The sequence below is a fragment of the Ruegeria sp. H7 genome (assembly GCF_056532945.1).
Window position 1 is genome coordinate 300,127 of record NZ_JBQFNZ010000004.1, and the last position, 21,167, is coordinate 321,293.

Annotated in this window: 20 protein-coding genes; 11 read left to right on the plus strand and 9 right to left on the minus strand. The window is 59.8% G+C overall.

The window, feature by feature from the left end; genetic code table 11:
* Window positions 1-38 precede the first annotated feature (38 nt).
* From ACR0AC_RS11880 to ACR0AC_RS11890, 3 genes are all read right to left on the minus strand, one after another.
* A complete protein-coding gene (locus ACR0AC_RS11880; RefSeq protein WP_170622425.1) occupies window positions 39-635 on the minus strand; it encodes a GNAT family N-acetyltransferase in 597 nt (198 codons plus the stop codon).
* Window positions 636-715: 80 nt separating this feature from the next.
* Window positions 716-1,351: a hypothetical protein gene (locus ACR0AC_RS11885; protein WP_480873569.1), complete on the minus strand. Its 636-nt coding sequence runs from the start codon at window positions 1,349-1,351 to the stop codon at window positions 716-718.
* A 106-nt stretch (window positions 1,352-1,457) separates the two neighbouring features.
* Window positions 1,458-2,396, minus strand: coding sequence for a homocysteine S-methyltransferase family protein (locus tag ACR0AC_RS11890; RefSeq protein WP_480873570.1), 939 nt, complete (start codon window positions 2,394-2,396; stop codon window positions 1,458-1,460).
* Between the two features lie 148 nt (window positions 2,397-2,544).
* Between ACR0AC_RS11890 and ACR0AC_RS11895 the strand changes: the two genes are divergently transcribed.
* Window positions 2,545-4,101 (plus strand): winged helix-turn-helix domain-containing tetratricopeptide repeat protein, encoded by a 1,557-nt coding sequence (locus tag ACR0AC_RS11895; RefSeq protein WP_480873572.1) that lies wholly within the window; start codon window positions 2,545-2,547, stop codon window positions 4,099-4,101.
* Here ACR0AC_RS11895 and ACR0AC_RS11900 read toward each other — a convergent pair.
* Window positions 4,076-5,080 carry a hypothetical protein gene (locus tag ACR0AC_RS11900; RefSeq protein ID WP_480873574.1) on the minus strand — a complete coding sequence of 335 codons (1,005 nt, stop codon included), beginning with the start codon at window positions 5,078-5,080 and terminating at the stop codon, window positions 4,076-4,078. The genes ACR0AC_RS11895 and ACR0AC_RS11900 overlap by 26 nt on opposite strands.
* Before the next feature lie 295 nt (window positions 5,081-5,375).
* Between ACR0AC_RS11900 and ACR0AC_RS11905 the strand changes: the two genes are divergently transcribed.
* Entirely contained in the window at window positions 5,376-6,899 is a 1,524-nt protein-coding gene (locus ACR0AC_RS11905) for an ABC-F family ATP-binding cassette domain-containing protein (RefSeq protein ID WP_480873576.1), read from the plus strand.
* Between the two features lie 31 nt (window positions 6,900-6,930).
* Here the strand turns inward: ACR0AC_RS11905 and ACR0AC_RS11910 are convergent, their stop codons facing one another.
* On the minus strand, window positions 6,931-7,974 hold the full coding sequence (locus ACR0AC_RS11910; protein ID WP_170622419.1) for a helix-turn-helix domain-containing protein: 1,044 nt from the start codon (window positions 7,972-7,974) through the stop codon (window positions 6,931-6,933).
* Between the two features lie 164 nt (window positions 7,975-8,138).
* Between ACR0AC_RS11910 and ACR0AC_RS11915 the strand changes: the two genes are divergently transcribed.
* Window positions 8,139-9,329: a sterol desaturase family protein gene (locus ACR0AC_RS11915; protein WP_170622418.1), complete on the plus strand. Its 1,191-nt coding sequence runs from the start codon at window positions 8,139-8,141 to the stop codon at window positions 9,327-9,329.
* Window positions 9,330-9,340: 11 nt separating this feature from the next.
* Here the strand turns inward: ACR0AC_RS11915 and ACR0AC_RS11920 are convergent, their stop codons facing one another.
* The gene (locus ACR0AC_RS11920; RefSeq protein WP_170622417.1) at window positions 9,341-9,754 is read right to left on the minus strand and encodes a VOC family protein; all 414 of its coding nucleotides are present in this window, start codon (window positions 9,752-9,754) and stop codon (window positions 9,341-9,343) included.
* 190 nt (window positions 9,755-9,944) lie between these two features.
* On the opposite strand from ACR0AC_RS11920, the gene ACR0AC_RS11925 reads away from it, so the two are divergent.
* From ACR0AC_RS11925 to ACR0AC_RS11960, 8 genes are all read left to right on the plus strand, one after another.
* Window positions 9,945-10,316 carry a YciI family protein gene (locus ACR0AC_RS11925; RefSeq protein ID WP_170622416.1) on the plus strand — a complete coding sequence of 124 codons (372 nt, stop codon included), beginning with the start codon at window positions 9,945-9,947 and terminating at the stop codon, window positions 10,314-10,316.
* Between the two features lie 3 nt (window positions 10,317-10,319).
* Window positions 10,320-11,555: an RNA polymerase sigma factor gene (locus tag ACR0AC_RS11930; protein ID WP_480873578.1), complete on the plus strand. Its 1,236-nt coding sequence runs from the start codon at window positions 10,320-10,322 to the stop codon at window positions 11,553-11,555.
* Between the two features lie 68 nt (window positions 11,556-11,623).
* Window positions 11,624-12,010 (plus strand): VOC family protein, encoded by a 387-nt coding sequence (locus ACR0AC_RS11935; RefSeq protein ID WP_480873580.1) that lies wholly within the window; start codon window positions 11,624-11,626, stop codon window positions 12,008-12,010.
* Between the two features lie 24 nt (window positions 12,011-12,034).
* The gene (locus ACR0AC_RS11940; RefSeq protein ID WP_170622413.1) at window positions 12,035-12,433 is read left to right on the plus strand and encodes an MAPEG family protein; all 399 of its coding nucleotides are present in this window, start codon (window positions 12,035-12,037) and stop codon (window positions 12,431-12,433) included.
* Window positions 12,433-12,777 (plus strand): TfoX/Sxy family protein, encoded by a 345-nt coding sequence (locus ACR0AC_RS11945; protein ID WP_480873582.1) that lies wholly within the window; start codon window positions 12,433-12,435, stop codon window positions 12,775-12,777. The genes ACR0AC_RS11940 and ACR0AC_RS11945 overlap by 1 nt, the downstream gene beginning before the upstream one ends.
* Before the next feature lie 12 nt (window positions 12,778-12,789).
* Window positions 12,790-13,449 carry a DUF2461 domain-containing protein gene (locus ACR0AC_RS11950; RefSeq protein ID WP_170622411.1) on the plus strand — a complete coding sequence of 220 codons (660 nt, stop codon included), beginning with the start codon at window positions 12,790-12,792 and terminating at the stop codon, window positions 13,447-13,449.
* Window positions 13,450-13,933: 484 nt separating this feature from the next.
* Window positions 13,934-17,272, plus strand: coding sequence for an OmpA family protein (locus ACR0AC_RS11955; RefSeq protein WP_480873583.1), 3,339 nt, complete (start codon window positions 13,934-13,936; stop codon window positions 17,270-17,272).
* A 21-nt stretch (window positions 17,273-17,293) separates the two neighbouring features.
* Complete coding sequence (locus tag ACR0AC_RS11960; protein ID WP_480873585.1) at window positions 17,294-18,187, plus strand: autotransporter domain-containing protein; 894 nt, start codon at window positions 17,294-17,296, stop codon at window positions 18,185-18,187.
* 112 nt (window positions 18,188-18,299) lie between these two features.
* Here ACR0AC_RS11960 and speB read toward each other — a convergent pair whose 3' ends face one another.
* The 3 genes from speB to ACR0AC_RS11975 are packed head-to-tail and all read right to left on the minus strand — an operon-like array spanning window position 18,300 to window position 21,157.
* Window positions 18,300-19,262 carry an agmatinase gene (gene speB / locus ACR0AC_RS11965; RefSeq protein WP_480584453.1) on the minus strand — a complete coding sequence of 321 codons (963 nt, stop codon included), beginning with the start codon at window positions 19,260-19,262 and terminating at the stop codon, window positions 18,300-18,302.
* A gap of 21 nt (window positions 19,263-19,283) precedes the next feature.
* The gene (locus ACR0AC_RS11970; protein ID WP_480873587.1) at window positions 19,284-20,564 is read right to left on the minus strand and encodes a TRAP transporter large permease; all 1,281 of its coding nucleotides are present in this window, start codon (window positions 20,562-20,564) and stop codon (window positions 19,284-19,286) included.
* The gene (locus ACR0AC_RS11975; protein WP_170622406.1) at window positions 20,561-21,157 is read right to left on the minus strand and encodes a TRAP transporter small permease; all 597 of its coding nucleotides are present in this window, start codon (window positions 21,155-21,157) and stop codon (window positions 20,561-20,563) included. The genes ACR0AC_RS11970 and ACR0AC_RS11975 overlap by 4 nt, the downstream gene beginning before the upstream one ends.
* Window positions 21,158-21,167: the final 10 nt, after the last annotated feature.

A 21,167-nucleotide genomic window follows, 5' to 3' on the forward strand; every position in this document is an offset into this window, starting at 1 on the left:
CAAGCACTGGGCGGGTGCAGACCCGGTCAAACGGCAGGTCAGGGCAGGTTGCGGATCAGCAAGACGACGTCGCCGGTGTAGTAGGGCTGGCAAGGGTGGTTCCGCACGGGCGCCTGCGCGACCGGTTCAAAGCCAAGCCTGCGATACAGCCGCAGCGCGCCGGTATTTTGGCCATAGACCTGAATGCTCAGCTTTTGGTACCCGGCCCGGCGGGCAGTGTTCTCGACCTCGGCCAGTAGCGCGCTTCCGATGCCCCGGTTTCGGGCCGAGGCGTAGACGGCCAGCGCGTTGACAAACCATGTCCCGGTCGACAGCGCCTCAAGCTCGACGAAGGGTTTGATCGGATCCGGAAGGTCCGCGATGTTTCCTTCGGGCACCGTTTCAATCGGATAGGTCAACGCCATGCCCAACACGTGGTTCTGGTTCCGGGCGAGAATAGCGTTGGTATAGGAAAAGCCGCCGCTGGTGCGTTGCGCCCGCGCCATGCCGACGTCGAGCACGGTTTGTCCGGGGGCCACTGACTTTGCCCACAGCCATGAGGGGATACCCTCGCCTGCAATGTCGATCAGCTTGGCAAGGTCTTTTGCGTCGTTTCTGGACGCAGGTCGAATTTCAGGGAGTGTTGTGTCTTTCATAACGTCCACGCGTGAATTGGATGAATTTGCACAAGGCACCATGCCCGGTCGGATACCGGGCATGGCGCTGCTAAGTGCGATCAGGAATTGGCGTCGGCTGTGAACTCGATCGGGCCAACGGGCACGCCCGAGTCCCATTCCAGAAAGTCACCGTCATCGACCTTGTAAGAGGCGTGATCCTTCTCGGCGGTTTCAAACTTGAAAGTCGCGTTGATGGCCATGAATTCGTTGAAGCCCAGGGTGGTTTGAACCAGCCCGCCCTCAATCCCGACAAATTCGCCTGTCGATCCGGTGACCGGGCGCAGGTTTTCCTTGCCGATATCAGCGATTTCGGGGCCTTGCGTGATGACTGTGTCCCCGTCGTTGAATTCAAAAACCTGCCGGCTGATGACCCAGACACCCGAGGTCGCGTTGCCGCCTTCGCCAACAAAGTACCCATCACAGGTCCAGGTCCCCAGAACCAGTCCGGGAAAGGCCGGGCTGCCATCCTGATTGACGCCCTTGGTCTGATCGCTGAGCGTGCCGGCGGGGTAGATGTAACCCTGGCTTACGAATGCGTTGCCATGGGCTGGCATCCCGTTTTCGTGCACAGGGTCCGCCGCCATGAAGATCCGCGTGTGATCTTCGGCCACATCGAACGCCATCAGCGGCTCTTGCGCATAGGCCATTCCGGTGGACGCCAGAATGGCGAGCATTGAGAGAATTGATTTGGACATTGAATTTTCCTTTCAGTTTCAGATTTCAATGGGTCATCACCCGCCCGCGGACCTGTCCGCAGGCGACGATCTGGTCAGGGCCAAAAGCCCGAAGGGTTGGGCGATCTCAGGTGGGTTCCGTTGCCTTGCAGATCGCAGAGACATGGCGGTGGTCCGTGCCGCAGCATCCGCCCATGACGGTCAGGTTCGGCAGCATCGCCGACAGTCCTGCATAAAGCGCCCCAAGCTCGGCCGGGTTGCCGTCATCCAGCGTCTCGGCAGCATCCAGCTCGGCGTGGCTTTGCCGTGACGCGTTGGCACGCAGGCCCATGATCCGCCGGGTCCAGCCGCCGTTCAAAACATGGGTGAAATGGTCCGGGTGGGCGCAATTAATCATGTAGTAAGCAGGGTAGGCGTCGGTACCTGCATCAACCACCTCGATCGCTTGCTGCAAGGTCTCGCCCGAGGGCAACAGCCCGTCGGTTTCAAGCGTGAAGGCGATGGCCACCGGAATGCCCCGTGTCTTGGCGGCCCGTGCGATGCCCAAAGCCTCGGCCGAGTAGGTCATCGTGATGGCCGAGACCATATCGGCCCCGAATTCTTCGAACCAACCGACCTGCGCGTCATGGTAGGCCTGGGCCTGATCCGGTGTCAGAATGCGCGTCGGCGCGTATCCATCATCCTGCGGGCCAAGGACGCCATTGATGACAAAGGGGGATTGACCTTCGATTTCCATCCGGTCGCGTAGCTTGCTGAGGTTGCAGATGGCTTCCCGGTGTACCGCGCGCAACGTGTCATGGCTGATGCCCAGTTCGGCGGCCCAACGGGCACTGGCGCGCCAGGTCGGAGTGTCCATGACAAATCCGCGTTTTTCCGCGACGGCCATCTCGGCGAACTGCATCATGTAGGCGTCCAGGGCGGCGACGCCCTCTTCGGTCTCCAGCGCCTTGAAAGAGGCAAACAGCGGCAGGTCGATCCCTTTCTGGAAGATCAGAAAGGTCTCTAACCCACCATCGGTGATCATCGAATGTCCGGACAATTGCGGCAGAGCGTTTCGGTATTTCATCTTTCCTCCCTCCTGAGAATGGAGTGTCTTCGTTCAGTGATGAGGATGTGCTACCCCGGCGGCGCAATGCGGGCTTGAGGCAAACCTGAGAAAACCCTGAGAACGTCTGAGGCTTTGCGTGGATTTGCAGTGCAGCTAGTGTGAGGTCATGAAAGTCCGGATTTCAGATGCCGAGATCGATTTTGATCAGGTGACGGCCACCCATGGCGGTCAGACCCTAAGGCTGACCCGGCAGTCGCTTGGGATATTGCGCACGCTTTTTGAGGCTGGCGGAGCTGTCGTCAGCAAGGATGACCTGATTCTCAGGGTCTGGGGGGATCGCATTGTCACGGACGCCACCCTTTCGACCGCCATAAAAGAAGCGCGGCGCGCGGTCGGGGACAGCGGCACGGCGCAGCGGGTCATCAAGACGGTTCATGGTGTGGGCTTCCGAATGGCCCTTGATCCCGCCCCGGTGACTGAGGGCGGCAGACCTGAACCGGCTGTCCCCTGTCTGGTTGTTTTGGCCTTCAAGAACACAAGCCGGGATGCAGAGGCCCAGTTCATCTGCGACGGGATTACGGATGAAATCATTGCAAGCCTGTCCCGGTTCCGGGACTTCAAAGTGTTGTCCCGCACCACCGCAGACGCCATTCAGGCTGCGCAACTGGATCATGACGAGATCCGCCGCCGTTATGGGGCAGAGTTTGTCATCGAAGGCAGCGTTCGTCAGACCGAAGCCAGATTGCGTGTCAGCGTGCAACTGGTATCGACAGAAACCGGCGCGATTGTGGTCACCGATCAGTTCGATAGCGAGGCCACGGTTGCGTCGCTGTTTGATGTGCAGGACAAGATCGCCTTGACCTGCGCAGGCCGACTTGCTGGCCCGCATGGGCCGGTGGCCGACAGGATCGCCGCAGAGATCCGGACCGAAACATCCCATTCCAGTTGGACGATGTTTCGTCTGGTGTCCGAGTTTCGCCGGTTTTACCGCACCTACGACATAGAATTGCACGCCCGTTTGCGCGAGGAACTGCCGCAGGCATTGGATCGCCACCCGGATGCCTCGGACGGATGGGCGGCCTATTCTGTCATCTTGCTGGAAGAGTTTCGGTATCACGTCAACGAAAGGCCCGGTATCGATGCCCTGGCCTTGGCGACGGGGGCGGCAGAAAAGGCGACTGTCTCAGACCCGCGCAATGCGTTTGCCTGGGTTGCACTGGCTATGTGTCGGTTGTTCGCAATGGATGTCGCCGCCTTTGATCAGGCGGCGCAAAAGGCGCTAGCCTTGAATCCGGGGCATTCGGATGTGCTGTCGGAAATCGGCCATTGCTACGCATTTCTGGGCCGGGAAGATGAGGCCTTGCAGCTGTTGGACCGGGCCATGGACATCAGCCCGGAACATCCCGGCTGGTACCATTTCGCCAAGGTCTGGAGATACGCCAGACTGGGACTGAACGAGGCGGCTTTGGTCGAGCTTCAGAAAGTCCCGATGCCGGGGTTTTATTGGTACCATGCGCATCTTGTCTGGCTGTATGTCGCCCTCGACGATCTGGATGCGGCGCAGCAAGAGGTTTTGGCCCTGAAACAGGCTTTCCCGGACTTCGAGACCCGCGTCTTTCAGGAACTGGCGATGTGGGAAGCGAACTCGGACCTTGTCGAGCAGGCCTTATCAAGCTGGCGCAGAGCAGGGTTGACTATTACTGGCGCGGCAGAAGGCCGATAATGCCGGACAACAGGATCGCGGCTGCAAGCGATGCGTATCCCGCAGCATGGACCAGCACGGCCCCGGCCACCCCTCCGATAGCGAACCCAAGCAGGTATCCGGCCATCGCCCCCGGTGCCCGGTCCCCGGCGGATCCCAAATAGAGGGGAAAGAACAGAAACAAGGCGAACCCGTTCAAGAGTATTGTCAGGCCGAACAGGAACAGGGTTGGCGCCACGTAGCTCAGCGCCCCGATCAGCGCGGCCGCGAACATCGACAGCGATTGGGCCCTGCCGCGCCAGTTTGCTGGCACCTGCGAGGCAAGGATTGATCCCAACGCGCCTGTTACAAGGCTGGAAAGCAGCCAGAAGGGCAGGTTCTGCGCGTCCTCGAACCGGCCTCCGAAAAGCTCCAGATAGGTCCAATACGCACCCATCAGCACGAAAAAGGGAAGGTAACGGGCAGGCACATCCGCGAGGATGCTGCGCCAGTTGACGTGGTGCCCGGTGGGTGATGTCTGCACCGGCGCTGCGAGCAGGCCGAGAGAGATCACAGCCAGAACCCAGAAGGACGAAAGACCCAAAACTGGCAATACCAGATAGACGATCAGTGAGACCACCAATCCGACCGTCATCGCTGTGCTGATAACGCGAAGCCCTGTGCCAAGACTGCCCAAACCGCGTGTCGCGAATCCGGCCAAAGACCCGATCGCCAGCCCGAGAATACAGCAGGCGACCAGTGTGAAGACTGAGTTCAAAGGCGGGCTGAGGGCCAGATAGACAAGGCAAACCGGCACGCCGATCTTTGCCAGACCGGCACGTTCTGCGTGTCTGGCAGTGGCGCAGGCCACAGCGGCGGATAACAGGACCAGACTGCCGATACCCCCGGCCTGAGTGTCAGACAGTCGGGCATTTGCCGCCAGATCGCCAATCCAGACCGGCATGGTGTTGATCAGGACCAGACCAAATCCGATTGTCAGGACGATTGAACGCGAATCCACTGCCTGCTCCTGTCGCAATCACGCCGTAGACACCCGAACATCACCCCTGTTTCAGCAAGAATGCAAGATCAAGACGTATGCTGCGACTTGCCTGAACACCACAGCCCAGCTAGTCTATCCCTGTCTGAACGGTCACAAGAGGAGGGCAATTGCTGAGCATGCGCATCACACGCCGACTTCAGCATGGTCCCCGTTTTGCCCTGCAAATCCGTTTGCAGGGCTGACCAAATCCTTATCCGATTGACGGTCTGCCCAAAGCCGCGTGGCGGCGCATTTCTTGTGACACGAGACCGTTATGACTCTTCTCAATACAAAGTCGCTTGGCGTAACGCTGGGGACTCCTTTTTTTAAGAACCTTGATCTGACCATTTCAAAAGGTGACCGCATTGGCCTGATTGCAGCCAATGGCCGTGGTAAATCCACGCTTTTGAAATGCCTTGCTGGTCAGATCGAACAAACATCCGGCGAAATCACACGCAGCAGGGGGCTGCGCGTCGGATATGTTCCGCAAGATGTCCCCGATGCGGCGCTGTCGGTTACACTGTATGAATGGGTTCTTCGCAACCTGCCGCCCGAGGTGGCAGAGTATGAAAGCTGGAAAGTCGACGTGGCCATTGCGGATCTTCAGGTGCCGTTCGAGGTTCAGCAGGTCCCTTTGGCCGAACTCAGCGGGGGCTGGCAGCGAACGGCGCTGCTTGCCGCGGCTTGGGTCAATCAGCCGGATCTTCTGTTACTGGACGAACCCACCAACCATCTGGACTTGCGCCGGATCGCCTTGTTGCAGGATTGGCTTGCAGCCCTGCCGCACAGTGTCGCCATTTTGATGACCTCGCATGACCGGGCCTTTCTGGACGAAACAACGAACAGGACGCTGTTCATCCGACCGGACAATTCGCGCGTGTTCAACCTGCCGTTTTCTGCGGCGCGGGAGGCATTGGACGAGGCGGACGCGGCCGATGCGCGGCAGTATTCCAACGACATGAACAAGGTGCGGCAATTGCGGCGCCAGGCGGCAAAACTCAAGAATGTCGGGATCAATTCGGGCTCGGACCTGTTGCTGACCAAGACAAAGCGTCTGACCGAACGTGCCGAACGCCTTGAGGAGATGGCAAGGCCAGCACATCAGGAAAAGGATGCGGGGCAAATCAGGCTGGCAAATAGCGGCACCCATGCAAGGGCACTGGTGTCACTGGAGGATATGACCATCACCAAACCCGATGGCGCGCCCTTGTACCGAACCGGTCAAAAATGGATCACCAAGGGCGACCGCGTGGTTTTGCTGGGCACAAACGGGGCCGGGAAAACCCGGCTGATCCAGGCGGTCCGGCGTGCGTTGACTGGTGAAGAGGGGCAGATCCGATGCGCATCCTCGATCATTCCGGCTTATTCAGGTCAGAGTTTTGAGCAATTGAACGATGCGGCAACGCCGATGATCGCTGTCACGCACCGGTCCGACATTGGCGACCGGCGCGCGCGTCAGGTTCTGGCCGGGGCAGGGATCGAGATTGCGCGGCAGGACCGCCCGATCGATCAGCTTTCAGGTGGGCAAAAAGCGCGTCTGGCCATGCTGGTCCTGCGGCTGGAGAATCCCAATTTCTATCTGCTGGACGAGCCCACGAACCACCTGGACATCGCCGGGCAAGAACTGTTGGAGGCAGAGTTGATCGCCCAGGATACCACCTGTCTACTGGTCAGCCATGACAGGCAGTTCATCCGCACTGTCGGAACCCGGTTCTGGTGGATCAAGGGCCGAAAGCTGAGGGAAGTCGATAGCGCCGAAGCGTTTTTGGACGCCGAGATGTCGGGCGACACGGGCTAGGAGATTGACGTGCAAGGAAGCTCCGCCGCCGTTAAGCCGGGGCCGGGGTGGTGCCTTTGCCATATTGTTTTCTGAACTCGGTCGGTGTCATGCCGGTGCTGGCCCGGAACGCCCGGTTGAACGGGCCAAGCGACGAAAACCCGACTTCATACGCGATGCTCAGCACGGTGCTGTCCTCCATGTCCGGCGCGATTAACAGTTTCCGAGCCTCGTCAATGCGAAAGGTGTTGACGTAGCTGGGGAAGTTCCGATGGCCCATGCCCTGATTGATGGCCGCCCGGATACGGTGCTCGGGTGTATCAAGATGGGCGGCCATTCGCGTCACGGTCAGACCTTCCTCGCGCCACAGCCCGTCTGACATTGTCTTTTCGATCCGCCCGATCAGTGCGGCCTGCGCGGGGCTGAGCGTCACGTCCTCTGGTTGCCCGGCGGGCTGGACGATCCAGATATCCGATCGCAATCGCACCGACCACAGCAGGAACGCGCCTGCCGACAGAAAGATCAGCGTCGCTTGGGACATGTAGACCCAATGCGGCAGGGCACGGTCCAGTTGCGTGATCTCAAGCGCTGTAATGATGATGCCGAGGCACAGAACCCAGGCCAGAAACCAGCGCCGGAACCGGCGGCGGGTGGCCACCAGATCATCCGCGTCGCCCTTTATGACAATGCCAAGGATATGCGCAAAAAGAACCAACGCGCAGGCACCCCGGATAGCCCCTGTGGGAAGGTTCAGATGGGCCAGCCAGGCCGAGACCACAAGGATTGCGGCAATGACAATCTGCCATGGCCTGATCCCAACGCTGTCCTGAAACAGTTCAATGGCGGCCCAGTACACCAAAACGGGGATGGTCGAGGCCACCATAATAAGCGCGGACTGCGCGGCTGGGGCCAGCTCGATATTTGGGGACGACAGGACAAGGTAGGGGCCAAGGCCAAGACAAAGCAAAGCAACAGACACGCTTTTGCGCGTCCGCGCGCCGTTGGTCAGAAACACCAGGGCGCAAAGCGCAAGCGCACCGAAGGCGCTTCCCCGAAGGAAAAGATCAAAGATCGCTGTGTCCGGCATCGTGGCCATAAGCAAATTCCGGTTTCCCGCGCGGGTCAACGGCACAGGCTTGCCGATTGTGAAAAATCCTGACCGATCCTGAAGAATCCGCGCCGTGTTTCGAAATCGGCGCGCCAGCGCTCACCACGCCCGCGCATGTTCCGCCCATATCCCTTTTGATGACGGAGCGAACAATGACAGCCCTTTCAGAAATACCATCCATCTATGCCGATATCTTCGGCGCGGACCTGCTGCGATACGTTGTGGGCGCGGGCGGCACCTATCTGGTGATCAGCGTTTTCCTGTCCCGCCGTCTGCGCGGTCAGAAAATCAGAGCCACGGAACCGCCAAAAGGCCAGATCAGGCAAGAGGTTCTGGCCAGCCTGCGCACTGTTTTGATCTTTGCCGCCGCCGGAACGTCAATCGCATTGGGGGCCAAAGCCGGCCTGATGACAGTCTACCCGGACGTTGCGGCCTATGGGTGGGGCTATTTCCTGCTCAGCACAGTCTTGCTGATCGTCCTGCACGATGCGTGGTTCTACTGGACCCATCGCGCCCTTCACTATCCGCCTCTGTTTCGGAGGTTTCACCGGCTGCACCACAGATCGTATCAGCCGACACCGTTCACGTCCTACAGCTTTGATTTGGGCGAGGCCGTGGTGAACGCCGCCTATCTGCCTTTGGTACTGATCCTGATCCCAGCACATCCCGTGGCGCTGTTCATCTTTGTGACTCATATGATGTTGCGAAATGCCGTGGGTCATTGCGGGGTCGAGGTCTTTCCCGCAACAGCCACAGGACGCCCCGTTTTTGGCTGGATGACCACAGTGACGCATCACGATCTGCACCACGCCCATGCGGGTTACAATCTTGGCCTCTACTTCTCGTGGTGGGATCGCCTGATGAAAACCGAGCATCCGCACTATCTGCAGGCGTTCGCAAAGGCGGCCCCTCGGATCTCCGGGAACCGCCTCAAAGCCGGGGCGCTGGTCCTTGTCATTTTCAGTGTGTGTCTGGCAGGCCGGGGAGATGCGTTCGAGCTTTCTGGCAGCTACGCCTCACCGGGGCTGGGCGTCATTGTCAGGTTTGAACCCTGCACGGCAGAGGCCACCACCAAATGCGGTCGTCTGGTTTGGGTCTGGGACCAGGACAAGACCCCCCATGCGCGCATTGGCGATGTGATCCTGACCGACCTTACACTGGACGGGGCCGTTTGGAGGGGTGCGTTGCTTGACCCCGAAACCGGGCGACGGTTTCGGGGATCCATTCGCGCTGCATCCGGGCACAGTTTGAAACTGAAAGGCTGTGCGGGGATATTCTGTGCCAGCCAGACATGGCATTCGACAAGCTACCTAGGGCAAATCCTTGCCCGTCACAGCGACTGATTGCGCTCGGCCTAGTCGTCCCGCCTGGGTTCATTCGGATTGCTGGAAAACAAGGCGATCTTGTTGCCCTGAGGGTCCCGAAGGTAGCCAACATAGAATTGCGGGCCGTAAGATTCGCGAAACCCCGGCTGCCCTTCGTCAGATCCCCCTGCTGCAAGGGCTGCCGCGTGAAGATCGCGAACCTGGCGTTGGGTTTGCGCCTCGAATGCGACCATGGTCCCGTTCCCGGCCGAGGCGGGGTGTCCGTCAAACGGTGACTTGACGTAGAACTCTGGCAAGGGGGGCTGGCCGGGTTCCACTGGCAGCGCATAGCTGAGGTCCCCGTGATACCTTTCTAACGAGTATCCAAGGGCAGGCAGAAACGCGGAATAAAACCGCTCGGCCCGTTCGATATCGTCGACACCAATGGTGACATAGGCAATCATTCGGAAGGTTCCCTTGCAGGCATTCGACCCCAGCTTACGGCATCTTTATCGCCACGGGTACATAGCTTGGAACAATCACCGCGATTTGCACTTGGGCGTGCCGGACGGTTTTGTCGAAGCCAAAACCCGCTGTCGGATTTGCATGTCTTCGCGCGTCCTTGCAGCATGTAACCGAACTGCGGAGGCTAAAATGATCTATGTAATCTCGATTTACGGGCAGGCGGGCGTGTTCGAGGCATTGCCCAAGGATCGCCAGGATGAGGTGATGTCGGGCCACGGCGCATTGCAAACTGCCCTGAAGGCGCGGGGAGAGTTTGTGACGATGAAACTGATGCCGCCCACCGCAGCCGTCACGATAGAACCTGCAACGGCCGAGGGCGCTGCGCCGCTGATCACGGATGGGCCGTTTTCGGAAACCAAAGAGAGTTTTCTGGGATTCTACGCCGCAGATTTCCGGGATCTTGATGAGGCGCTGGAGTATGCAAAGATGATCTCGTCACCCGTTGCACGGCTAGAAGTGCGCCCTGTTGCCTGGGCCGGTGGTCTGATTTCGTCGGAATAGCCTATGTCGGATTGGCTGGAGGCCACATTTTCCCAACACCGCCCCCGCGCCCTTGCGGCGCTGACACGGGTGTTTGGCGATATCGACATGGCCGAAGAAGCCTTTGCCGATGCGTGCGTAAAGGCGCTGACGGTCTGGCCAAAGGACGGTGCGCCGCGCGATCCGCTGGCGTGGTTGCTGGCCACCGCCCGGAACGCGGGTCTGGACCACGTGCGCAAGTCCAGCCGCCGCAGCGCAATCCTGTCGCGCCACGCTGAAGAGTTTCAGCCGATGCCCGCCGAAACGCCTGACCCTGATGAGCTGCGCGACGATGTCTTGCGGCTGTTGTTCATCTGCTGCCACCCGGAACTGGACCGGCGCGACCAGATCGCCATCGCGTTGCGGATCGTGGCCGGGCTGAGCGTGGATGAGATTGCCAGTGGCTTTCTGGTCAAACCCAAGACGATGGAACAACGTATCACCCGCGCCAAGAAGAAGATCGCCAGCAACCGGGTCGCCTTTGAAACGCCCAGCCCGACGGAACGCGGCGCGCGGTTGGGTGAGGTGTCGCTGATGATCTACCTGATGTTCAGCGAAGGCTGGTCCTCTTCCGCCGGGCCGACGCAGATGAAGCTGACCTTGTGTGAAGAGGCCATCCGCCTTGCCCGCCTGTTGGCGGGTTTGTTTCCTGCGATGGGCGAACAGGCGTCGCTGCTGGCGCTTTTGTTGCTGCAACACGCCAGACGGCGCGCGCGGATGGACGGGCAGGGCAAGCTGGTCGCACTGGACGATCAGGACCGCAGCCTGTGGGACAAGGCCAACATCGCAGAGGCGACGGCGCATTTGCAAAAAGCGCAGCGGATTGCACATCACGGGGTGTATATCATCCAGGCTTCGATTGCGGCGGAACACGCCCGCGCGGCCTCGTCAGATCAGACGGATTGGGCCTTCATCGAAAGCCACTATGCCGCCCTTTATGCCTTGCAACCAACCCCGGTTGTGCGGCTGAACCAGATCGCTGCGCAAGCCAAGCTGTACGGGCCGCGCGATGCCCTGAAGGCTATGGAAGTGCTGGCTGCGGATTTGTCCTCGTATCGCTGGTTTCACGCCATGCGAGGGGGGCTTTTGCAGGACATCGGCGACCACACGGCGGCGATTGCAGCGTTTGAGACGGCACTGACCCTCGCCCCAACCGGTCCGGAACGCGTCGCAATCAAAGATAAAATCGCAACCAGTCAAAAAGAATTGGGCGAGATGTAGGGATACGGCCCCCTCATGCGTCCTTGGATCAGACCCGCATGTGGCGGGCGCAACCAAGGGAGAAAGCCATGAGTATTCTTGAGATGACCACAATCGGCAATTCCGGCTGGATCGGCCATTCCGGCCCGGATCAGGGCAAGGCCAAGGCGTTTTATCAGGACGTTCTGGGCTGGGCGATCAACGACATGCCGATGCAGGACGGGTCCAGCTATTCGGCTGCGGTGGTCGGTGAAACCGCCATTGGCGGCTTTTCCCCGATGCCAGAGGACGATGGCAGCTGGACGATCTTTTTCACCGTTGCAGATGTGGACGCAAGTATTGCCAAGGCGCAGGCCAAAGGTGCCACGGTCATTCAGCCGGTGATGGACATGCCGGGCGTTGGGCGCATGGCCACGCTGACCGACCCTCAGGGAGCCCGGTTCGCGCTGATTACATATGAAAGCATGGCGTCTTAAGCGTCGCAAATAAGGAGGGTTCAGATGGTACATATCCCCGAAATCACCCTCGCCGTGACGGCGGTGTTTGTGTTGATCAGCATTCCAATGGCCATCGCCGTCGGAGTGCGCCGCGCCCAGACCGGGATCCAATTGCTGCATGGCGAGGATGAAGGGCTGCTGCGCCTGATGCGGGCGCATGGGAACTTTGTCGAATATGTCCCGCTGGCCCTGTTGGCCCTTGCGGGGGCCGAGGTTGCGGGAACCCCGACCTGGCTGGTGGCGACCTGTGGTGGTGTTTTGCTGCTTGCGCGGTTGATCCACTATTTCAGCCTGCGCGCCTCGACCAACGGCAAGGGCCGCGCGATTGGTGCGGGGCTGACGACCTTGACCATGCTGGTGCTGGCGCTGGCGATCCTCTGGCACCTTGGCGCGGGCGTCTGATGCCTGTGGACGAAGCCCTGAACGCCCGCATGCGTGACGCTTTGGCCGCGCATGTGGGGATTTCCGAGAAACAGATGATGGGCGGGCAATGTTTCTTTTTGAACGGCAACATGCTGGGCGGCGTGCGACGGCACAAGGACGGCATTGGCCGGTTCATGTTTCGGGTCGGCAAGGCGAACGAGGCCACGGCGCTGACGGACCCAACGGCCCAAACGGTGATCCACGGAACCCGCAAATTGGGCGGTTTTATCCGTGTTGATGAGGGGGATTGTGACGACAATGCCCTGCAGCACTGGTTGCAGATGTGCCTTGAACACGCCGCAGCCCTGCCCGCAAAAGACTGAACGGAGGATGTGATGGCCGGATTCAACTGTTTCTCGCCCGAGGCGCTTGGCTTTCTTGAGGGGTTGAAGGCGAACAACACGCGAGAATGGTTTGCCGCGAACAAGACAATCTATGAACGTCACCTGAAAGAGCCCGGCAAACAGTTTGCAGGCGACGTGGCAACGGCATTGCATGGCCTGACCGGTCAGAGCCATTCCAGCAAGATCTTTCGCACCCATCGGGACGTGCGTTTTTCCAAGGATAAGACTCCGTACAACGCGCATCTCCACATTGCCTTCACGCCCGAGGGGCAGGCGGGCCAGCCGCCGATGTGGTTCTTTGGGCTGTCACCGGGCAAGCTGTCGCTGGGATGCGGAGTGTTCCAGTATGACAAAACCGCGTTGGCCGCGTTTCGGACCGCGATGGCGGGGCCACAAGGGGCCGAGTTGCTGAAACTGACTGCCGAGTTGCAGGGCGCTGGCATTTGGGTCAGCGAACCCGATCTGAAACGCGTACCATCCGGTTTCGACAAAGATCACCCCAATCAAGATGCGCTGCGCCGCAAGGGGTATTCGGCATGGATTGACCGGGCTGATCACGAAAGTGTTATCAGGCCGGACCTGGTGCGGCGATCCATCGATGATTTCCGACGGCTTTTGCCTGTTTATCGGTTGCTGTCCCCGGTCGAATGACGACGGCAACGGGGCAGAAACAAATGTCAGATCAGTGGGTTAAAGACAAGAAGGACAGATCCTGAATTCAGCGGGTGGCCCGGCACACGGATGCTAGTGCGGCGCCCTCAGCCCTGGGATCGACAGCCGACCGCCGTGTCGCGGCGATGCTGCGCCGCGACATTGCCTAAATTTTAGTCACAAAATCCGCATTTGGTCGCGATCTTAACAAAATGTCAGTAGAAGCCAGCCCTTCAAGATGGGGCGTGCAAGTAACGTTCGGCAGCACCAAATACACTCTGATTGCGCTGAAAAAAATCCGTTTCGAAATTGCGTTTTCCTAAGGAAAGCGACCGCAACTGCGGCGCTTCTGCGGTAGCTTTTTTCGAAATTCAACCTGCAACTCCAGCACCTTAACAATGGAAACGGCGGTCAGGACTTTGATATCTGGCGCTTTGGCAAAGTGATTTGTGCCCCCCGGCGGGCCTGTTAAGTGGTGATGAGAATGAAGGTGAACGCGTTGCCTGTGCGCGGTGGTTTCCTGGCCAAAACCCTCTTCGTTTGGGCGCTTTTGTTGGGACTGATACTGACACCGGTCGAGACCCTTGCGCAGGACAGCGACAGCGATGGTGTCTCTGACGCTCTGGAAGGCTTCGGCACCTTGCTGGATGGCACGCAAATCTCCAACATCGTCGGCACCGGAACCCTTACGGACGGGGCGGCGTGGGACAGCGTGCTTGCCGCTTTACCCTCCAGCCAGTTCTTTTCCGAAAGTTTCGAAGGCGCGGCAATCGACTCACCGCTGAACGGCTTCAGAAACTCCCGGTTCTCGATCACCGCGACACATTCCAGCGCCCTTCCCCGCGATCTGGATATCGACAACGCCGAGTATGGCACATCCCCAAGAACCGGATCGCGTCAGGCAACGGTCCAGATCGGCGGGTCGCCAAGCGAGACCGCAATCGTGTCGATCAATTTCAATCAACCCGTTGTAGGGTTCGGTCTGTATCTGGGTGATATTCATGATGGCGGTGCGATCTCGAACCTGCAGATTTCCTTCGATGGCACACCGGTTTGGGACAGCACGGATTGGGTGGGAAGCAATCTGGTCGGCACCGTAACAGATTCGAATACCGGCGCTTCGGTGACGCTGGGCAATCAGGTCTTTGGGTTTATCGGAAATTACGATCTTTCAAATCCTGTCAGCAACGTGACCATTACCTATAACGGAGCCGGTACCGGCGACAATTTCACGTTTGACGATATCTCGGTCATCTTTCCCGGCGCGGTTTGGGACCAGAACGGGTTCCTTGACCACGATGAGCCCAACCAGTTCATCGCCGTGACCAAGGCGGTAGATACATCCGCATTGTCCTCGCCGCCTCAGGCCGGTGAAATCGTCACCTATACATACACCACGCGCAACCTGAGTAACGTGACGATGTTCGACATCAATGTGATCGAGGACGGATCCAGCTTTACGGGCACCGGCACACCTCCGGTCCCTGCCTTTGTCAGAGGTGGCGGGAATGTCGATGGTGATGGCGACGAGGCAGACCTTGTCGGTCGCACAGAGCCGACAGACCCGTTCACGCTGGCACAGACAACGGTTCACCGGGCGACCTATGCCATTACCGAAGCAGACATTGTTGCCGGATTTGTGGACAACCAGGCCTCGGCCAATGCAGTCGACGCCGAGGGGTCGCCCCAGTCGGATTTGTCGGATGAATCCGCCTTTGGCGAAGGGGCAGGGGCCGATGATCCGACCCGCTTCACGCTGACGCCCGCCCCGCAGCTTGGCGTTGCAAAATCGGCCTCTGTGGGGGCATTGCTGGCCGATCGCACCGCGAATGTGACCTATACGATCGTCGTGCAGAACACCGGGAACCTGACGCTGGATACGCTGAGCCTGGTGGACGACCTGACAGCATCGGATCAGCTCGGCTCGACCTTCAATGGGGTGACGTCAGCCCCGGTGGTCAGTGCTGTGACCATCGGCGCAGGATCCAGCCTGCCGACGAGCAATGGCGCGTCTTATGACGGCACAAATGACCTGCTTGTGGGCAGCGACGGCGTTCTGGCGCCGGGTGACAGCTATCAGGTCGAATTCACCGTGAATGTGGACCCCACTGCGGCAGGGGCGCCGGCCAGCCTGAACAACATGGCGACCGCCAGCGGCGATGATCTGGGCGGCACGACGGTATCCGATGCGTCCGACAACGGAACAAACCCAACGTCGAACCCCGGCGGGCCGGGCACCCCGACCCCGATTGTGTTGCCGATCCCGGTCATCGACGCGGTGGATGATGCGCCGACGGCGGTGAATGGGGTGAGCGGCGCGACGACCGCTTCGGTTCTGGACAATGACACGCTGAACGGCTCTGTTCTGGACCCGGCGGATGTCTCTCTGGGCACCTCCGGCACAGCGAATGACGGGGTGACGGTGCTGGGTCTGGATGTGACCCCGACGGCGGGTTCCATCACGATGAACGCGGCAGGTGAGATCGAGGTCGCTGCGGGCACCACGGCGGGGACCTATGTGTTTACCTATGAGATCTGTGAGACGTTGAACTCCACCAATTGCGACACGGCGCAGGCGACGGTTTCGGTTGATGCAGCGGCGATTGACGCGGTGGATGATGCGCCGACAGCGGTGAATGGGGCGAGTGGCGCAACAACGGCCTCGGTTCTGGACAATGATACTCTGAACGGCTCTGTTCTGGACCCGGCGGATATCTCGCTGGGCACCTCCGGCACGGCGAATGACGGGGTGACCGTTCTGGGTCTGGACGTGACCCCGGCGGCGGGTTCCATCACGATGAACGCAGCGGGTGAGATCGAGGTCGCTGCGGGAACCACTGCAGGCACCTATGTGTTCACCTATGAGATCTGCGAGACGCTGAACTCCACCAACTGCGACACTGCGCAGGCGACGGTTTCGGTCGATGCGGCGGCGATTGACGCGGTGGATGATGCGCCGACGGCTGTGAATGGGGCGAGTGGTGCGACGACGGCCTCGGTTATGGACAACGACACGCTGAACGGCATCGCCCTGAACCCGGCGGAAGTCACGTTGACCAATACGGGCACGGCCAGCGACGGTGTCACGGTTCTGGGTCTGGACGTGGCCCCGGCGACGGGTTCCATCACCATGAACGCCGCGGGCGAGATCGAGGTGGCTCCGGGCACGACCGCAGGCACCTATGTCTTCACCTACGAGATTTGCGAGACATTGAACCCCACGAACTGCGATACGGCGCGGATGAGTGTGGAAGTGTCGAACCCATCGCTGATCGACGAGATCGCCGAGGACCTGATTGCAATTCTGGAGGAAGATCGCGACACGACTGTCGAATTGCAAAGCCAACAGGCCCGGGATTTTGCCGCCGGAGCGCTGGATCGCCTCAGACAGCGCGGCGCGCGTCAATGTGCGACCGCCGTGAACGATCATCTGAACGACCGGCCGATCCTGTTTGATACCGACAAGGCAATCATCAAGCCGGAAAGCGACCCAATTCTGGACCAGATCGCCGAGATTCTGGGAAGCTGTGAGGGCAGCGCATTCGAGATTGCCGGCCATACCGACAGCGACGCATCGGATGCCTACAATCTGGCGCTCAGCCAACGGCGGGTTGATGCGGTTTTGCAGGCTCTGACGGCCCGCGGCGTGGACACAGTCGGGTATCGTGCACGCGGGTATGGCGAAAGCCGTCCGATCGACACAAACGCGACGGCCCAAGGCAAGGCACGCAATCGCCGGGTCGAATTCGCTCCGATCGAAGCGCAGGAACAGTATGACACCTGCAAGAACTCATCGGACCTGGACCGAACCTTCAATTTGTAGGCCAATGGCTCGGACGTGACGGTGGATGGTGGGCTGTTTCACCAGAACTACAATTGCGCGCGCGACGTGTGGGAAACCATCGAAGGCTCATTGAACATTCTCGAGACAGACAGCGGCCTGTCGCAGACCCTGTTGAACCTGTCATACCGTCGTGAACGCTTTGTCAGCGACAACCGGGTGCGCGGCTACTTTGTCGGGATTTATGGAAGCACCGGTGATGTGACCAGCAGAGCAGAGGGCGAGATTCAGGGCTTTGGCGTCAATGCCGGTATCTTCGGTGCGAACCGGTTCAGCAATGGTCTGTATCTCGACTATTATCTGGGCGGTGCCGTCGGGCGTCATGAATTCGATCTGGATTTCGAAAGAAGCTTTGGCACCATCGCGGCGACCGGCGATTACAGGTATTTTGCCGGTTTCGCGGGCGTGGCCCTGTCGGGTGAGATCGACCGCGAGACCTATCGTTTCGTCCCGCGCGCGGGTATCGACTATGCGTATTCGCCGTCGGTCGATGTGGATGTGGTCGCGAGGTTCCAGAGCATCACTGAATCGGGTCTGGTGGAACTGGCCTCGCTGACCAACACGCGGCTTTTTGCAGAACTGAGGATCGAGCGCGAGGTGAACGACGGCGCGTCGCTTCTGGCCTTCACTCCGGTTGTGGCGTGCTATGCCTCGTCGGGAAGTTTCGACAATGCCTGCAGCCTTGGGGCCGAACTTGAATACGAAAGCTTCAATGAAACAGCGCATGGCTGGCAGCACGGCATCCGCATCAGCGGAGAGCGTGGAAACGGGTTCTCGACCCTGTCTGTTGCCGCTGACGTGTCACGGCGATTGCAGCTGGCGCAGGTCACTGCCCGCGCCGGTGTGGATGCGGCCGGGTATTTGAGCCTAGGCGGCGAATATGAGCTGAAGTTCTGACGCCGCAAGCTATACCTGCGTCCGGATCCATTGGTGGTTCGGACGCGCGGTGGTCCAGGAAAAAGGCCCGCCAGTGATCTGGCGGGCCTGTCGTTTTTCGTATCAGTGCGTCTTACTTGTTGTGGAAGATGAACCCGATGAAGTTCAGCAGCAATTGTGCCGCCAGAATCTGCGTGCTTTCGCTGGGGTCATAGGCGGGCGCAACTTCGACCAGGTCGATGCCCACCACGTCACCGCGTTTGCTGAGGCCCTGCAGGATTTCCAGAACGTCATAATACTGGAACCCGCCATGGCTGGGCGTGCCGGTGCCCGGCGCGATTGAGGGGCAGAAGGCGTCGATATCGATGGTGACGTAATACCGAACACCTTCGGGGATGCGGTCCAGCACACCTTCGGTGCCCAGCTTGCGCACCTGCCGCACCGACAGGATGTCCGAACCACGGGCGCGGGCGTCGTCATACCCCTCTTTCGCGGTCGAAGACACGTTGCGGATGCCCAGTTGGGTCATGCCCGAGACGTAATCCTTTTCGATGGCGCGACGCATCGGGTTGCCGTGGCCGATGGTGACGCCGTGGCGCTCATCGACAAAGTCCAGATGTGCGTCGATCTGGATCACGTGGATCGGGCCGTTCTTTTCGCAATCCTCGGCATAAGCGTTGATGCAGGGGATGTTGACGGAATGGTCGCCGCCGATGGTGACCGGGATCGCGCCCGCGTCGAGGATTTTCTTGACGCCATATTCGATATTGGCGTGGCTTTCCTCGGTCTTGGTGTGGATGATATCGGCGTCGCCCAGATCGACGATGCGCACGTCTTCGCCCAGATAGGTGGCGTCATCCTCGTGGTCATAAGCGCCTGCATGGCCAAAGCTGAACAGGGTCGATGCCTCACGCACCGAACGCGGGCCAAACCGCGCGCCCGAGCGGAACTGACAGCCGAAATCAAACGGCGCGCCCAGGATCGCCACATCGGCGTCGATCTCGTCCCAGTTCTCGACATAGGGTTTCTTGCCAAAGGTCGAAATGCCGACAAAAGGCAGGTTCAGACGACCAGATTCATAACCATGTCCCGACATGATTTCTCCGTTTCTTATGGTTTAACGATAGGCCAATTCCGGAAGGAACAGCGCGATTTGGGGAAAAGCTATCAGCAACCCTGTCACAATCAACAAAATGATCAGGAACGGGGGCACGCCGCGGACCACTTCGATGAACGGGCGGCGGAACACGGCGATGGCCGTGAACAGGTTGCAGCCGAAGGGCGGCGTGGCGGCGCCGATGGCAACTTGCAGCGTGATCAACACGCCGACCAGCACCGGGTCCAGCCCGCTGGACTTGATCATCGGGGCAAAGATCGGGACCAGGATCAGGATCACCACAATCGAGTCCACGAACATGCAACCCACAAAGAAGGCCACGTTGATCGCCAGCAGCACCATCAGCGGGCTGGCGTTTTCCAGACCCAGCGCGGCGATGATGGTTTGCGGCACCTGCGCAAAGCTCAGCGTCCAGCTGAACGCCGCACCCGCCGCGATCAGGATGAACACGACCGAGGTGATGGCCCCGGTGGACAACGCGATGTCGAACAGGTCTTTTACCTTGATCGAGCGGAAGATCACGACCTCAAGGATCACCGCATAAAGCACGCAGATCGCCGCCGCCTCGGTGGGGGAGAACACGCCGCCATAGATGCCGCCGACGATGATGGCCGGGAAGCCCATGGGCCACAGCGCCCTGCGCAGGGCAGTGAAACGCGTGCCCCAGCCCTCGCGCGGCAGCACGGGGATGTCATGGCGATAAGCGTAGAACATGCAATAGGCCGAAAACAGCACCACGATCAGCAGCCCCGGCAGGATGCCCGCAATGAACAATTGCGAGATCGAGGTGCCCGAGACCACGCCATAGATGATCATGCCGATGGATGGTGGGATCAGATAGGCAAGGTCGGCGGCGTTCACGATCAGACCGATCGAGAAACTGTCGCTATAGCCCGATTTCAGCATCCGGGGCCGCATCGCGCCACCAATGGCCACAACGGTCGCCTGGGTCGAGCCGCAGACTGCGCCGAACAGGGCGCAGGCCGAGGTGACAGATATGGCCAGACCACCCTTGATATGGCCCATGAAACTCATGACAAGGTCGATCAGACGGTTGGCGGAATGGCCGCGCGTGATGATGTCGGCGGCCAGAATGAACATCGGCACCGCGATCAGCGCGGCGGGTTTGACCCCTCCGATCATCTGCTGGATCAGGATCTGCATGTTCATCGTGGGGAAATAGACCAGAAACCCCAGCACGGCAGCCGAGATCAGCGGCATTTTCATCGGGAAGCCCGCCAGCAGCAGGACGATCATGACGGCCAGCATCAACTCGGTCATTTGTCGGCCTCCTCGAATTTCTTGATGGCGGCTGCGGTTTCGGGGTCTTCGTAGCTGTCAATTTCGAGGTACGAGACGTAGACGTCCTCATCAGCGAAATTCAGGTTCCGGATCGCGGTCAGCAGGTATTGGAACGAGGCCAGCGCCAGACCGATCACCACCCAGACATAGGTCAGATACAGCGGCAGTTGCAGCGCCGGGGTGATCCGCCCGCGCGAGGCAACTTTCTGCACATATTCCAGCGCGTACCAGGCCAGTACGGCCATGACGACGGCGGTGGTGGCGGCGATGACGACCATCAGGCCCTTGCGCATCTTGATCGGCAGCGCGTCATAGATCGCCGACATGCGAATATGGATGCCTTTGCGGGTGGCATAGCCCAGCCCCATGAAGGTGACGATCACGATCAGGAACTCGTTCAATTCTTCGGAAAAATAGATGGATTGGTTGAACACATAGCGGCCAAAGACATTGGCGATTGTGTTGACGGCCATCAGGATGATGCCCCAGCCCAGGATCCAGACTTCGATCCGGCCTATGACGGCGTCGACCTTTCCCAAAATGCCGAAAGGAGTGGCAGTCCCGTTTTCCATGGTGTCCCCC

Bases quoted from the DNA above. Each gene is read 5' to 3' on its own strand.
- ACR0AC_RS11880 (WP_170622425.1), bottom strand. From the start codon at position 635: ATGAAAGACACAACACTCCCTGAAATTCGACCTGCGTCCAGAAACGAC.
- ACR0AC_RS11885 (WP_480873569.1), bottom strand. From the start codon at position 1,351: ATGTCCAAATCAATTCTCTCAATGCTCGCCATTCTGGCGTCCACCGGA.
- ACR0AC_RS11890 (WP_480873570.1), bottom strand. From the start codon at position 2,396: ATGAAATACCGAAACGCTCTGCCGCAATTGTCCGGACATTCGATGATC.
- ACR0AC_RS11895 (WP_480873572.1), top strand. From the start codon at position 2,545: ATGAAAGTCCGGATTTCAGATGCCGAGATCGATTTTGATCAGGTGACG.
- ACR0AC_RS11905 (WP_480873576.1), top strand. From the start codon at position 5,376: ATGACTCTTCTCAATACAAAGTCGCTTGGCGTAACGCTGGGGACTCCT.
- ACR0AC_RS11910 (WP_170622419.1), bottom strand. From the start codon at position 7,974: ATGGCCACGATGCCGGACACAGCGATCTTTGATCTTTTCCTTCGGGGA.
- ACR0AC_RS11915 (WP_170622418.1), top strand. From the start codon at position 8,139: ATGACAGCCCTTTCAGAAATACCATCCATCTATGCCGATATCTTCGGC.
- ACR0AC_RS11920 (WP_170622417.1), bottom strand. From the start codon at position 9,754: ATGATTGCCTATGTCACCATTGGTGTCGACGATATCGAACGGGCCGAG.
- ACR0AC_RS11925 (WP_170622416.1), top strand. From the start codon at position 9,945: ATGATCTATGTAATCTCGATTTACGGGCAGGCGGGCGTGTTCGAGGCA.
- ACR0AC_RS11930 (WP_480873578.1), top strand. From the start codon at position 10,320: ATGTCGGATTGGCTGGAGGCCACATTTTCCCAACACCGCCCCCGCGCC.
- ACR0AC_RS11935 (WP_480873580.1), top strand. From the start codon at position 11,624: ATGAGTATTCTTGAGATGACCACAATCGGCAATTCCGGCTGGATCGGC.
- ACR0AC_RS11940 (WP_170622413.1), top strand. From the start codon at position 12,035: ATGGTACATATCCCCGAAATCACCCTCGCCGTGACGGCGGTGTTTGTG.
- ACR0AC_RS11945 (WP_480873582.1), top strand. From the start codon at position 12,433: ATGCCTGTGGACGAAGCCCTGAACGCCCGCATGCGTGACGCTTTGGCC.
- ACR0AC_RS11950 (WP_170622411.1), top strand. From the start codon at position 12,790: ATGGCCGGATTCAACTGTTTCTCGCCCGAGGCGCTTGGCTTTCTTGAG.
- ACR0AC_RS11955 (WP_480873583.1), top strand. From the start codon at position 13,934: ATGAAGGTGAACGCGTTGCCTGTGCGCGGTGGTTTCCTGGCCAAAACC.
- speB (WP_480584453.1), bottom strand. From the start codon at position 19,262: ATGTCGGGACATGGTTATGAATCTGGTCGTCTGAACCTGCCTTTTGTC.
- ACR0AC_RS11970 (WP_480873587.1), bottom strand. From the start codon at position 20,564: ATGACCGAGTTGATGCTGGCCGTCATGATCGTCCTGCTGCTGGCGGGC.
- ACR0AC_RS11975 (WP_170622406.1), bottom strand. From the start codon at position 21,157: ATGGAAAACGGGACTGCCACTCCTTTCGGCATTTTGGGAAAGGTCGAC.